This is a genomic window from Nocardiopsis mangrovi (genome assembly GCF_042653925.1).
GTDB lineage: Bacteria > Actinomycetota > Actinomycetes > Streptosporangiales > Streptosporangiaceae > Nocardiopsis_B > Nocardiopsis_B mangrovi.
Genome location: NZ_JBHSFQ010000009.1, coordinates 98008 through 110661, shown reverse-complemented (window position 1 = coordinate 110661; position 12654 = coordinate 98008). Strand labels below are relative to the sequence as shown.

General features: G+C 73.1%; 15 protein-coding genes. 1 reads left to right on the top strand and 14 read right to left on the bottom strand.

Going from position 1 to position 12654, the window contains the following annotated elements; all coding sequences use genetic code 11:
* Nucleotides 1-81: 81 nt before the first annotated feature.
* From ACFO4E_RS12105 to ACFO4E_RS12055, 11 genes are all read right to left on the bottom strand, one after another.
* Nucleotides 82-831, bottom strand: coding sequence for a YebC/PmpR family DNA-binding transcriptional regulator (locus ACFO4E_RS12105; protein ID WP_378573939.1), 750 nt, complete (start codon nt 829-831; stop codon nt 82-84).
* A complete protein-coding gene (gene pdxT / locus ACFO4E_RS12100) occupies nt 828-1436 on the bottom strand; it encodes a pyridoxal 5'-phosphate synthase glutaminase subunit PdxT (protein ID WP_378573937.1) in 609 nt (202 codons plus the stop codon). Before pdxT ends, ACFO4E_RS12105 begins: the two co-directional genes overlap by 4 nt.
* Nucleotides 1437-1578: 142 nt before the next feature.
* Nucleotides 1579-2490, bottom strand: a complete 912-nt coding sequence (gene pdxS / locus ACFO4E_RS12095) for a pyridoxal 5'-phosphate synthase lyase subunit PdxS (protein ID WP_378573936.1) — start codon at nt 2488-2490, stop codon at nt 1579-1581.
* Between the two features lie 292 nt (nt 2491-2782).
* Complete coding sequence (locus tag ACFO4E_RS12090) at nt 2783-3346, bottom strand: hypothetical protein (RefSeq protein ID WP_378573934.1); 564 nt, start codon at nt 3344-3346, stop codon at nt 2783-2785.
* Nucleotides 3343-4497 (bottom strand): glycosyltransferase family 4 protein, encoded by a 1155-nt coding sequence (locus ACFO4E_RS12085; RefSeq protein ID WP_378574033.1) that lies wholly within the window; start codon nt 4495-4497, stop codon nt 3343-3345. Before ACFO4E_RS12085 ends, ACFO4E_RS12090 begins: the two co-directional genes overlap by 4 nt.
* 2 nt (nt 4498-4499) lie before the next feature.
* Complete coding sequence (locus ACFO4E_RS12080) at nt 4500-5456, bottom strand: phosphatidylinositol mannoside acyltransferase (protein ID WP_378574032.1); 957 nt, start codon at nt 5454-5456, stop codon at nt 4500-4502.
* Nucleotides 5457-5494: 38 nt separating this feature from the next.
* Nucleotides 5495-6106, bottom strand: a complete 612-nt coding sequence (pgsA, locus tag ACFO4E_RS12075) for a phosphatidylinositol phosphate synthase (RefSeq protein ID WP_378574030.1) — start codon at nt 6104-6106, stop codon at nt 5495-5497.
* A gap of 97 nt (nt 6107-6203) precedes the next feature.
* Complete coding sequence (locus tag ACFO4E_RS12070; protein WP_378573932.1) at nt 6204-6587, bottom strand: thiol-disulfide oxidoreductase DCC family protein; 384 nt, start codon at nt 6585-6587, stop codon at nt 6204-6206.
* A gap of 30 nt (nt 6588-6617) precedes the next feature.
* Nucleotides 6618-7196, bottom strand: coding sequence for an HIT family protein (locus ACFO4E_RS12065; RefSeq protein WP_378573930.1), 579 nt, complete (start codon nt 7194-7196; stop codon nt 6618-6620).
* Between the two features lie 175 nt (nt 7197-7371).
* Complete coding sequence (locus tag ACFO4E_RS12060; RefSeq protein WP_378573929.1) at nt 7372-8154, bottom strand: TerC family protein; 783 nt, start codon at nt 8152-8154, stop codon at nt 7372-7374.
* 250 nt (nt 8155-8404) lie between these two features.
* Nucleotides 8405-10069 carry a DUF885 domain-containing protein gene (locus tag ACFO4E_RS12055; RefSeq protein ID WP_378574029.1) on the bottom strand — a complete coding sequence of 555 codons (1665 nt, stop codon included), beginning with the start codon at nt 10067-10069 and terminating at the stop codon, nt 8405-8407.
* 184 nt (nt 10070-10253) lie between these two features.
* Between ACFO4E_RS12055 and ACFO4E_RS12050 the strand changes: the two genes are divergently transcribed.
* Nucleotides 10254-10928 carry a cyclase family protein gene (locus ACFO4E_RS12050; protein WP_378573927.1) on the top strand — a complete coding sequence of 225 codons (675 nt, stop codon included), beginning with the start codon at nt 10254-10256 and terminating at the stop codon, nt 10926-10928.
* Between the two features lie 71 nt (nt 10929-10999).
* Here the strand turns inward: ACFO4E_RS12050 and ACFO4E_RS12045 are convergent, their stop codons facing one another.
* The 3 genes from ACFO4E_RS12045 to ACFO4E_RS12035 are packed head-to-tail and all read right to left on the bottom strand — an operon-like array spanning nt 11000 to nt 12544.
* Nucleotides 11000-11593 (bottom strand): GTP-binding protein, encoded by a 594-nt coding sequence (locus ACFO4E_RS12045; protein WP_378574027.1) that lies wholly within the window; start codon nt 11591-11593, stop codon nt 11000-11002.
* Between the two features lie 34 nt (nt 11594-11627).
* Nucleotides 11628-12122 (bottom strand): DUF742 domain-containing protein, encoded by a 495-nt coding sequence (locus ACFO4E_RS12040; protein ID WP_378573926.1) that lies wholly within the window; start codon nt 12120-12122, stop codon nt 11628-11630.
* A gap of 20 nt (nt 12123-12142) precedes the next feature.
* The gene (locus ACFO4E_RS12035) at nt 12143-12544 is read right to left on the bottom strand and encodes a roadblock/LC7 domain-containing protein (RefSeq protein WP_378531087.1); all 402 of its coding nucleotides are present in this window, start codon (nt 12542-12544) and stop codon (nt 12143-12145) included.
* Nucleotides 12545-12654 lie beyond the last annotated feature (110 nt).

Below are 12654 nucleotides of genomic sequence, written 5' to 3'. Positions count from 1 at the left end.
CCCCGCCTTGGGGAAACGCCTCGGGCCCCGCTGGAAGAGCGGGGCCCGAGGCGAACGTGCGTGGCCGCGGCGGGCGGCCGGTCAGCCGATCTTCTGGAGGACGTCCTCGGGGATGTCGGCGTTGGTGAAGACGTTCTGGACGTCGTCGGAGTCCTCCAGCGCGTCGACGACGCGCAGGACCTTCTTGGCGTCGTCCTCGCCCACCGGCACCTCCATGCTCGGCAGGAAGGAGCTCTCGGCGGACTCGTAGTCGATGCCGGACTCCTGGAGCGCGGAGCGGACGGCGACGAGGTCGGTGGCCTCGCACACCACCTCGAACGCCTCGCCCAGGTCGTTGACGTCCTCGGCGCCGGCGTCGAGGACCGCCAGGGTGACGTCGTCCTCGTTGGTGCCCTCCTTGGGCACGATCACGACGCCCTTGCGGTTGAAGAGGTAGGACACCGATCCGGCGTCGGCCATGGACCCGCCGTTGCGGGTGACGGCCACGCGCACCTCGGAGGCGGCGCGGTTGCGGTTGTCGGTCAGGCACTCGACCAGCAGCGCCACCCCGCCGGGGGCGTAGCCCTCGTACATGATGGTCTGCCAGTCGGCCCCGCCGGCCTCTTCCCCGGACCCGCGCTTGCGCGCGCGCTCGATGTTGTCCAGCGGCACGGAGTTCTTGCGGGCCTTCTGGATGGCGTCGTACAGGGTGGGATTGCCGTCAGGGTCACCACCACCCGTACGCGCCGCGACCTCGACGTTCTTGATCAGCTTGGCGAAGAGCTTGCCGCGCTTGGCGTCGATGACCGCTTTCTTGTGCTTGGTGGTGGCCCACTTGGAGTGGCCGCTCATACCTTTCCTTTCACCATGTCCACGAAGAGTCGGTGGATACGCGCGTCCCCGGTGAGTTCGGGATGGAATGAGGTGGCCAGCAGCCCCCCCTGTCGTACCGCGACGATCCTATCGGCCCGGTCCCCGTCGGTGAGTTGTCCGAGGACGTGCACGCCGGGGCCGACGTCCTCGACCCAGGGGGCGCGGATGAAGACGGCGTCGACATCGGGGCCGTCCACCCCGTCGATGGCGACCCGGCCCTCGAAGGACTCGGTCTGGCGGCCGAACGCGTTGCGGCGCACGGTCATGTCGATCCCGCCGATGGTCTGCTGGTCGGCGGTGCCGTCGATGATGCGGTCGGCCAGCAGGATCATGCCCGCGCAGGTGCCGTAGGCGGGCATGCCCTCGCGGATGTGCTTGCGCAGGGGCTCCATCAGCTCGTAGCGGGCCGCGAGCTTGGACATGGTGGTCGACTCGCCGCCCGGGATGACGAGGCCGTCGACCCCGTCGAGTTCGGCGGCCCGGAGGACGGGCACGGCCGTGACACCGAGCCCGTCGAGGACGCGCAGGTGCTCCGCGGTGTCGCCCTGGAGGGCGAGCACCCCGATGGTGGGTGTGGCGGTCAACGAAGCGAACCTCGATCCGGGATCGTGGGAGCGGACGGGCGCGGGGGCGGACGGGCGCACCGGTGGTGCGGGCCGCTGTGCGGCCCGCACGGCGCGCCGTCCCCGGCCGCCGGCCGTGCCCGGCGCGGCGCCGGGCGGGCGGTTACCAGCCGCGGCCGGCGTAGCGCTGGGAGTCGGAGAGGTCGTCGAGGTTGATCCCGACCATGGCCTCGCCGAGCCCGCGGGACACCTTGGCGATGACCTCGGGGTCGTTGTAGTGCAGGGTCGCCTGGACGATGGCGTCGGCGCGCTTGGCGGGGTCGCCGGACTTGAAGATGCCCGAGCCGACGAAGACGCTCTCGGCGCCCAGCTGTCGCATCAGCGCGGCGTCGGCGGGCGTGGCGACGCCGCCGGCGGAGAACAGCGGCACGGGCAGCTTGCCCAGGCGCGCGACCTCCTTGACAACCTCGTAGGGGGCGCGGAACTCCTTGGCGGCGCCGAACAGCTCGGCCTCGTCCAGGGTGCCCAGGCGCTTGATCTCGGAGCGGATGGACCGCATGTGCCGGGTGGCCTCGACGACGTTGCCGGTGCCGGCCTCGCCCTTGGAGCGGATCATGGCCGCGCCCTCGCCGATGCGGCGCAGCGCCTCGCCGATGTTGGTGGCGCCGCACACGAACGGGACGGTGAAGGCCCACTTGTCGATGTGGTACGCCTCGTCGGCGGGGGTGAGGACCTCGGACTCGTCGATGAAGTCGACGCCGAGGGACTCCAGGACCTGCGCCTCGACGAAGTGCCCGATGCGCACCTTGGCCATGACCGGGATGGAGACGGCCTCGACGATGCCGTCGATCATGTCGGGGTCGGACATGCGCGCCACGCCGCCGTCCTTGCGGATGTCGGCGGGCACCCGCTCCAGCGCCATGACCGCGACGGCTCCGGCGTCCTCGGCGATCTTGGCCTGCTCGGGGGTGACCACGTCCATGATCACGCCGTTCTTGAGCTGTTCTGCCATGCCTCGCTTGACGCGGGTGGTGCCGACCGTGCTCGCGGTCGGGGTGTCAGCGGTGTTGGTCACGGTGGCGGACTCCTAGTTCTGAGCGGACATGAGGGAGCACCTCGATGCGCGGAGGACGTTCGTCGGGGGCGGGGCTGCGGCGCGCGGGCGCCGGTCGCCTCTGCGCACCAATGGTAGAACACGCCCTCGCGCCCTTTTCAGGACATATCGGCGTATGCTGGTGACTCATCCTTACACTGTGTCGCGGCCCGCGGACGCACCCGAGCGGGAGGCCCACGGCCGCTGCCACTTCGGACAACGCCGCGCGGGTGCCGATTCTTCCGGCGCCGCGGCACCGAGGGCGGCCCGTATCTCAATCACTCGGCCGCGGCGGCTCGTCGTCCATCTCGAAGAACTCCGGCAGGGGCGCGCGGCCGGCCAGGCGCAGGGCGCGCACCAGGCGGTCGGCGCGCGCGGCGCGCGTGGCGGCCACGGCGTCGTTGTAGAAGCGCCGGGCCAGGTAGACGCGCTTGGCCGCGGCCTCCGCCTCAGCAGGCAGCTCGCCGTCGCAGTCGCCGCCCGCGGCCGCCAGTCCGGCGCCGAACCCGGGCTGCTCCATGACGGCGCGCAGGGCCCGCGAGACCGTGCTCTCGGCCAGCTCGCGTTCGCCGGCGTCCCGGGCCCGCCTCAGGCGGACCGCGGCATCGGCGAGCAGCACCGCCGAGGCGGGCTCCAGCCCCGGTGCGGCGGCCAGCTCCAGGACCGCCGCGGCGCGCCGGGCCAGAGCGGCGTCGAGCGCGGCGGTCGCGGTCTCCACCCGCACGTGCAGCCGGTCCAGGCGGGAGGCCCGCCACTGAATGTAGCCGCTGACCAGCACGATCAGGACGACGGCGGCGGCCGCGATCCACGCCCATCCGGCCCCTGCCCACGGCGTCACAGCGGCGGCCACGATTCACGGCGGCCGGCGACGGGGGCGGCAGCGGGGCCGGCGGGCAGGACGGTCTCGTAGACGCGCACCACGTCGGCCGCGACGGTGGGCCAGTCGTAGGCGCGCACGGCCGCGCGCGCCGCCTGCGAGAGCCTCCGGCGGCGGTCGGGGTCGTCCAGCAGCCGGGCGGCGCCGCGCGCGAGGCCGGCGGGGTCACCGCAGGCGAACAGCTCCCCGGCGGCACCGTTGTCGAGCACCCGGCGGAAGGCGGGGATGTCGCTGGCCAGGATCGCCGCGCCGGCCGACATCGCCTCGGCCAGGACGATGCCGAAGCTCTCCCCGCCCAGATTGGGCGCGCAGAAGACGTCCACCGAGTGGTAGGCGCGCACCTTGTCGGCGTCGTCGACCCGGCCCAGTGCCACGACCCGCTCGCGGATCCCAGCGGGCATCCGGTCGCGCAGGTCGCCGGTCTCCCCTGGGCCGGCGATGAGCAGCCGCAGGCCGGGGCGTTCGGCGGCGAGCCGGGTGAACCCCTCCAGCAGCACGGGCAGGCCCTTGCGGGGTTCGTCCAGCCGGCCCAGGAAGCCGATGGCGCCGCCGTCGCCCGGCCACCCGGGCAGCGGTGCGCCGCGGGTGAAGCGCTGGACCGCGACCCCGTTGGGGATGAGGACGGCGTCGCCGCCCAGGTGTTCGACCAGGGTGGTGCGGGCGGCCTCGGAGACGGCGATGCGCCCGTTGATCCTCTCCAGGGCGGTGCGCAGGGCGGCGGCCGAGACCGCCATCGCGCGCGAGCGGGGGTTGGCGGTGTGGAAGGTGGCGACGATGGGCCCCTCGGCCACCCAGCAGGCGAGCAGCGACAGGCTGGGCGCGGCCGGCTCGTGGACGTGCAGCAGGTCGAAGCCGCCCTCGCGGATCCAGCGGCGCACGCGCGCGGCGGCCCGGAAGCCGAACGCCAGCCGGGCCACCGACCCGTTGTAGGGCACGGGTACCGCGCGCCCCGCGGGGACGATGTGCGCCGGCAGCTCGGTCTCGGTGTCGCAGGGGGTCAGCACCGACACCTCGTGGCCGAGGTCCAGCAGGGCCTCGGCGAGGTCGCCGACGTGCTGCTGCACGCCGCCGGGGACATCCCAGGTGTAGGGGCAGACCAGGCCGATGCGCATCGTCACCGGCTGCGCCGGGCGTCCGGCACCGGAGCGGGCGCCGGCGAGGGTCCGGGGGCGGGGGCGGCGCGCGGGTCGAGGTCGGCGGTGAACACGCGCTGGAGCATGTGCCAGTCCTCGGGGTGCTCGGCGATGGCTCCCTCGAACACCGCCGCCAGCTCCTGGGTCATCTCCCGTACCCGCGCGGCGCGGTCCCCCGCGGCCGGCGGCGGGATCTCCTCGTGCACCCGGATGCACCAGCGGTCGCCCTCGTACCACAGCGACACCGGCATCAGGGCGGCGCCGGTGCCCAGCGCGAGCGCCGCGGGGCCGGCCGGGAGCCGCGCGGGCTCCCCGAAGAAGTCGACCTCCACCCCGTGGTCGGTGAGGTCGCGGTCGGCGAGCAGGCACACGAGCCGCCCCTCGCGCAGCCGCCGGGCCAGCCGCCCGGCGGTCCCGGCGCCGTCGCCGGTCAGCGGCAGCACCTCCATGCCCAGTCCTTCGCGGAAGGCGGTGAAGCGGGTGTAGACGCTCTCGGGGCGGAGGCGCTCGGCGACGGTGGTCAGCGGGGTGCCGCGCAGCGCGATCCAGGCGCCGGCGTGGTCCCAATTGCCCATGTGCGGCAGCGCGGCGACGACCCCGCGGCCGGCGCGGATGTGGCCTTCGAGCACGTCGATGCCCGTCGCGTCGGTGCGGCCGAGGACGGTCTCGCGCGGGGTGTGGGCCAGGCGGAACATCTCGTGGAAGTAGCGGAGGTAGGAGCGCATCCCGGCGCGGGAGAGCGCGCGCAGCTGCGCCTGGGTCGCGCCGGGCCCCGCGACGCGGCGCAGGTTGGCCTCCAGTTGCCGGAGCCCGTCGGTGCGCGAGCGCCAGGCGCGGTCGGCGATGCGGTCGAAGGCGCGCCGCCCGGCGCGTTCGGGGACCGTGCCGAGGACCCGCCAGGCCAGCGCGTAGAGCGCGTCCGCTGATCGTCCGCCCACTCCGATGTCGGTGCCCGCGCCGTCCGCCCCGCGTGCGCTCACTGCTCCTCCGGACCGCCGACGCGGCTGCTCGGATCGGTCAGCCGCGCCCGCGTCTCCACGAGCCGCTGGGCGATGGTCAGCGCACACAGCAGGGCGAGGATCCACAGCCCGCCCGTGAGGACGTAGGGCACGTCCAGCCCGCCCAGGCCGACCGAGACCAGGGTGATCAGCAGCCGCTCGGAGCGCTCGGCGATCCCGACGTCGCAGTTGACGCCCAGTCCTTCGGCACGGGCCTTGATGTAGGAGACCCCGAACCCGCCGACGAGGCAGAACAGGACGACTCCGGCCAGGATCGGGTCGTCTCCGCCGGTGACGAACCACAGCAGCAGGCCGCTGAAGACGGCCGCGTCGGAGAGCCGGTCCAGGGTGGAGTCCAGGAACGCCCCCCAGTCGCTGGCGGAGTCCGAGGCCCGGGCAACGGCGCCGTCGAGCATGTCGAACAGGACGAAGAAGGTGATGATGGCGGAGCCGACGTAGAGGTCACCCCGCGGGTAGAAGTACAGCGCGCTGACGACCACGCCGAGGGTGCCGGTGAGCGTGACCATGGTGGGGGTGATGCCGGCGCGGGCGAGCAGTCGGCCGATGGGCAGCGTCACCCGGGAGATCAGGGGGCGAAGGTTACTCAGCATGATTTCTTCAGATGGTAGGGCGGGCGGCGCGCGGAGGCGGTGCGGCACTCCGCCGCGGGAGCGGCGGAGGAGGATTTCACGTGGGTCCACCGACCCGGCAGGCGGGGGTCCCGCCCGGCATGCGGTGCCGGTGGCGCGCCACCCACCGGTAGACGGCGGCGCCCACGGCGCGGCCGGGGGCGCGGCGCAGCGCCCAGCCCGCGGGCGCCCACGCGGGGCTCTCCAGGAGCAGCACGGCGATCGCGTCGACGCCGCCCCAGACGCGGCGGCCATCGGGGTGCAGCAGGAGCACCTCGCGCTGGGCGCGGTCGCGCTCGGCCGGGGCGAGGTCGCTGAACTGCCAGGGCACCGTGGCGATCCCGGGTGCGACGTGCCGTTGCAGGAACTCCACGCTGCTGCTGCAGAAGGCGCAGTCGCCGTCGAAGACGAGGACGGGGCCGCGGCCCTCGGTGGTGGTCATGCGTTCTCCGTTCGCATCCGTCGGGCCGGCTCAGGGTTCCGGCCAGGACGCGGCGAGCGCCTCACGGGTCTGGCGGAGCAGTTCGGGAAGGACCTTGGTCCGTCCGATGACGGGCATGAAGTTGGTATCGCCGCCCCAGCGGGGCACGATGTGCTGGTGCAGGTGGGCGGCGATCCCGGCGCCCGCGGGCGCGCCCAGGTTCATGCCGACGTTGAACCCCTGGGGTGCCGACGCACGGCGCAGCGCGGTGATCCCGGCCTGGGTGAGCGCGGCCACCTCGGCGGTCTCGGCGTCGTCGAGCTCGGTGTAGTCGGCGACGTGCCGGTAGGGGCACACGAGCAGGTGGCCGCTGTTGTAGGGGTAGAGGTTGAGGACCGCGAAGGCGGCTTTTCCGCGTGCCACGACCAGGCCGTCGGCGTCGTCGAGCCGGGGCGCGCGGCAGAAGGGGCAGCCGTCGCCGGGGCCGGCCCCCGCGGGCTTGTTCTCGCCTTTGATGTAGGCCATGCGGTGCGGGGTCCACAGGCGTTCGTAGCCGTCGGGATCGGCACCGGGGGCCGGGAGGTCACCGCCGGCGCCGGGCGCGTGGTCGTGCTCGTCTCGGTCCGTCATGCCAGCCCCTTCCGACTCCGCGGTCCCAGCATAGAAGTCCGCGCCGCCCCGGGTGACACCAGCCGACACCGACGGCGAGCCACGAGCGGGCGGAGGCGGCCTCTCCGGCCGAAGGCCCCCACGCCGGGCCGTCGGAGCCGGGCGAGGGGGCGGACGTGATCGGCGACGCCCGTGGTCAGGAGGCGGCGGCCCCGGAGTCCTCCGTCCCTTCGGCGCGGTCGGAGTAGCGGCTGCTGAGCTGGACCGGCGGGGACTTCTTGCTGCGGCGCCGGAGCAGGTTGAGGACCTCGACGAACAGGGAGAAGCCCATGGCGGTGTAGATGTAGCCCTTGGGGACGTGGAAGCCGAGGCCGTCGGCCACCAGCGTCATGCCGATGAGGAGCAGGAACGCCAGCGCCAGCATCTTGACGGTGGGGTGGGCGTTGACGAAGTTGCTGAGCGGGGTGGCGGACACGAGCATGACGATGACCGCGATCACCACGGCCGCGACCATGACCCAGATGCCGCCGGGCTGGTCGCCGATCATGCCGACGGCGGTGATCACCGAGTCGAGCGAGAACACCACGTCGAGCGCCACGATCTGCACGACGACGGCGCCGAAGGCGGCCCGCACCTTGGACCCGGCGTGGTCTTCCTCGCCTTCGAGGCTCTCGTGGATCTCGTAGGTGGCCTTGGCGATGAGGAAGAGGCCGCCTACCAGCAGGATGAGCGACTGGCCGCTGAAGTCCTGGCCGAAGACGGTGAACAGGGGCGTGGTCAGCCGCATGATCCAGGTGATGCAGGCGAGCAGCAGCAGCCGGCTGACGAGCGCGAGCGCGATGCCGAGCTTGCGGGCCCGTTCTCGCTGGTGCTCGGGGAGTTTCGCCGCGAGGATCGAGATGAAGACGAGGTTGTCGATTCCGAGCACGATCTCCAGAACGGTGAGCGTGAGGAATCCGACGATGAGGTCCGTGGCCATGGGGGTGCGTACTCCGGGGTGGGTTCGGGGCGCGAGCCCTGGAATCTAGAGATACCTGCGTAAGCCAGGTGTAAAGATCGCGCACCGGGCCCGGGGCGGGGGTGTGCGCCCGGCGGGCGCGGGACCGCCCCGGGGCTGGGGCGTCACCGGTGCCCGGCACCTGTGCCGGTAGGACGCTCGCGGGGCGGTCCGGGTTCCCGCCTCCGCCGCGCCGGTGCGCCTCGGCGCGGCGGGGGCGGCCCCGGGCGCGTCAGCCGGTGCCCAGGCCCAGCAGGGTGCGCAGGTGGCGCGGAGCCGGCGAGCCGTGGGCCAGCAGCGCGTCGTGGATCTCGCCGCGCGGGGCCCCGGGCCGCGCCTCGGCGAGGTCGCGGGCGAGGTCGGCGACCTCGCGGTAGCCGACGTAGTAGGTGGACAGCTGGGCGCTGGTGAGCTGGGCGCGCCGCCATTTGCCCGCGGCCTCGCCCTCTTCCTGGTGGCCGCGTTCGATGAGCAGCTCCATGGCCTCGGCCTCGGTCATCCCGCGGGCGTGCGTGCGCACGTCGAGGATGGCGTTGATGATCATCCGCAGCCGCATCTTGAGCTGCACGAGGCGCAGCCGGAGGTCGTCGTCCCCGCCGGCGGCCGACCAGCCCAGGCCGGCCAGGACCTCCTCGGTGTAGACGGCCCAGCCCTCGATGAAGGTGCCGCTCCACAGTGCCTGGCGGATGCGGGTGCCGCCCTCGTAGCCGGCGGCGTGGGCGAGCTGGAGCGCGTGGCCGGGGATCCCCTCGTGGGCCATGAGGTTGCGCAGCATGACCATGTTGTACTCGCGGTAGAAGGAGGCGCGGCGCTCCTCGGACCAGTCGTCGGGCGGCGGGGCCACGGCGATGAGGGTGGGCTCGCCCGCGGCCGGGGCGAGGGGGCCCGGCGGGTCGCAGTAGGCCACGGCCACGCCGCGGCGCGCCTCGGGCATGTCGATGATGCGGACCGGGTGGTCGGGGACGGTCACGAAGCCCAGGTCGCGCATCCGGTCGAGGAGGTGGTCGAACGCCTCCTGGCAGGCGGGGCGGATGGTGTCGGCGGTGGAGGCGTGGTCGGCGGAGAGCCGGTCCAGCACCTCGCGCACCTGGCCGGGGAAGCGGGGGCGGCCGTCGTAGGCGGCGGCGACCTCGGCGATCTCCTCCTCGGTGGCCAGGAGGTCGCTCTCGGCCCGGGTCAGCAGCGCGTCCTCGGTCAGCTCGGAGTCGAGCGTGTACCAGAGCTGGGCGGCGTAGAAGCGCCCGCCCAGGCGGGGGTCGGCGGTGGCGCGCTCCGCCTCCGACTCCAGCCAGCCGGCGAAGTCGCGCACCGCGCCGACTGCCGCGTCGCGCGCGGTCTCCACCTCGCCGCGCAGGGCGGCCGCCTGCTCCAGCAGGGTGTCGACCCCGTCGCCGAGCATCGCGGCCGTGCCGCGCGCCTGGGCGACGGCGGTCTCGACGTGCACCCGCGGCATGCCGGGGCCGCCGCCCAGGCGCTCGCGCGCGGTGGCGAGGTGGCCGGGCACGGCGCGGCAGCGCGCCGCGAGCGCGCGCAGCCGGTCCTCAAGGGGGAGGGTGCCGCGTTCGATGAGCGCGTAGAGGGCGTCGCCCGGCAGGTGGACGAGCGGGTCCCACGTCTGGGGGCGCAGTTCGGTGAGGCGCCACAGGTCGGCGGAGACGCGGTTGCGCAGCATCTCCAGGTCGACCCGGTCGGCGGCGGGCAGCAGGAGGTCGTCGATCTCGTCGAGGGCCCCGAGGGCGTCGGTGAGCATGGCCGCCCGCCGCGCGTCGCCCTCAGCGGAATGGTCGGAGAGGCGGTCGGCGAACCGCTGGTCGCCGAGTTCGCTCGCCCACTCGGGTGCGGCCTCCAGCAGAGCGTCGAGGATGCGGGTCCCGGCGTCCTGGAACCGGTCGGTCATTGCGTTGGCGCCCGGGTCGGACCCGCCGTCGGGTCCGCCCTGCGGTGGATTCGCAGTCATCGCCTGACATCTTGCCCTGTCACGCCGTGACGCGCACTCCCCCCGGCCGCTGGTCTGTGCGGCGGCCGTATGGTAATCAGGCTCCGAGCCGGATCCCGCATCCCCAGCCCGTCCAGGAGCCGCCGTGCGCGTGACGCGAATCGTCGATCTGAGCCGCCCCGTGGGGCCCGGCACCCAGTCCTACCCCGGCGACCGGACTCCGGCGCTCGAACCGTCGGCGCGGCTGGCCGAGGACGGGTACAACTCCTCCGAGCTGCACATGAGCACGCACAACGGGACACACGCCGACGCCCCGTTCCACTTCCTCGCCGACGGCGCCCGGCTGAGCGACCTGCCGCTGGAGCTGTTCACCGGCCCGGCCGTGGTGGCCGACGTCCGCGGCCGCGGCGACCGCTCCCCCATCACCGCGGCCGACCTTGAGCCCTGGCGGCCGAGCTTCGCGCGGGGGACCGTGGTGCTGCTGCACACCGGGTGGTCGGCGCATTACGGGACGGACCGCTACTTCGACCACCCCTACCTCGCCGGCGACGCCGCGCGGATGCTGGTGGCCGCCGGTGTGCGCACGATCGGTATCGACGCCCCCAGCCCTGACGAAACGCCCTTCGCGGGGCACCCCGGCAGCGGGTGGGACGCCCACCTCGCCGTGCTCGGCGCGAATGGCACGATCATCGAGAACCTGTGCGGTCTGGAGCTGCTGGACTTCCCCGACCCGTGGTTCTCGGCGTTCCCTCTGCGGTTGGACAGCGGCGACGGCGCCCCGGTGCGGGCGGTCGCGATGCGCTGGTCGGCCGGCGGCTAGCGCCCGCCTGCGGGCAGCGCAGGTCGTGCCCCGGTTCAGCGGCGCACGGCCGCGGTCTCCGGAGGCACGACCTAGCGCCAGGTGCTCTGGCTCCCGGTGGAGGTCGGCTGGCCGGCCGCGCCTCCGGGGTCGCCCACCGTGATGGCGTGCTCCACCAGCGTGATCAGGGTCGACTTGGTGGAGGCCCGGTCGCGGGCGTCGACCTGCACGATGGGGATCTCAGGGCTGAGCGTGAGGGCGTCGCGCACCTCGGCCGCGGCGTGCGGGTAGTACCCGTCGAACCCGTTGATCGCGACGACGAAGGGCAGCCGTGCCTCTTCGAAGTAGTCGATCGCGGGGAAGCAGTCGGCGAGGCGGCGGGTGTCGACCAGGACGACGGCCCCGATGGCGCCCTTGACGAGGTCGTCCCACATGAACCAGAAGCGGTGCTGGCCGGGCGTGCCGAACAGGTACAGGATGAGGTCGGAGTCCAGGGACACCCGGCCGAAGTCCATCGCCACCGTGGTGGTCTGCTTGTCCGGCGTCTTGGCGAGGTCGTCGACCCCGACACTCGCGCTGGTCATGACCGCTTCGGTCGTGAGGGGCACGATCTCGGAAACGGAGCCCACGAAGGTCGTTTTACCGACACCGAAGCCTCCGGCGACGACGATCTTGACCGACGTCATCGCACTCGCCACAGCACCGCCTTCGTCGGCCGCGCTAGAGCTTGCGAAGTCCACTGAGCACCCTTTCAAGAAGGTTGGCATTGGGCCGGCTCTCGGTGTTGAGCGAGGACCTGATCTGGATCAGGCCCTGCTCCGACATGTCCGCCACGAGCACTCTCGCGACGCCGAGCGGGATCCGCAGCAGCGCGGAGACCTCGGCGACGGAGCGCCATTCGCGACACAGGTCGCTGATGGCCTGGCACTCCGGGGTGAGGTTTCCGGTCTCGCCGCGTGCGGTCGTCGTCGAGGAGATCAGCGCCTCCAGCGGGAGCTGGGACTTCGGCTTGGTCCGGCCCCGTGTGACAGCGTAGGGCCGGACCAGCGAGCTGGGGGCGTTGTTGGCCGCCGGCCTGGGTTGTTGGTCGACTGGTTGCTGGGTGGGTCGTTGAACGTCCGCGCCGCCCGAACCGTCAGCGAGGACCCTGGGGGCCCCCGGAGGCTGAGCGAACCACGACGCGTTCCCGGCATCTCTGCTGTGAGGTGCCACCACTTCCTCCTGTGGGGTGGGGGTCAGTGGATTCCCGAGGTGCGCGCCGCCGGAGTCAGCGCCCTCCCGGCCCGCTCGACGAGCAGGGTCATCTCATACGCGACGAGTCCCAGGTCGCATTCCGCGGCGGCGAGGACGGCCAGGCAGGAGCCGTCGCCGATGGACATGATGAGCAGTAGCCCACGTTCCATCTCGACGACGGTCTGCGCGACCGCTCCGCCCTCGAAGACGCGCGACGCGCCCTGGGTGAGGCTGGACAGACCCGAGGCGATGGCCGCCAACTGGTCGGCCCGGTCGGCTGGGAAACCGGCGGAGGCCGCCAGCGGCAGGCCGTCCGACGAAACGACGATCGCGTGCGCGACATCCGGTACGCGATTCGCGAAGTCAGTGATCAGCCAGTTGAGCTCATTCACCGGTTGATTCATCTGCGCTCCTGTCCATCCCAGCTTTCGCGTCGGCCGCCCACGCAGGGGGCCGCCAGCCGAGTGTTCTTCTGTAGTGACCTTATGGGGTTGAATGTCGCGAGAAGTGCAGA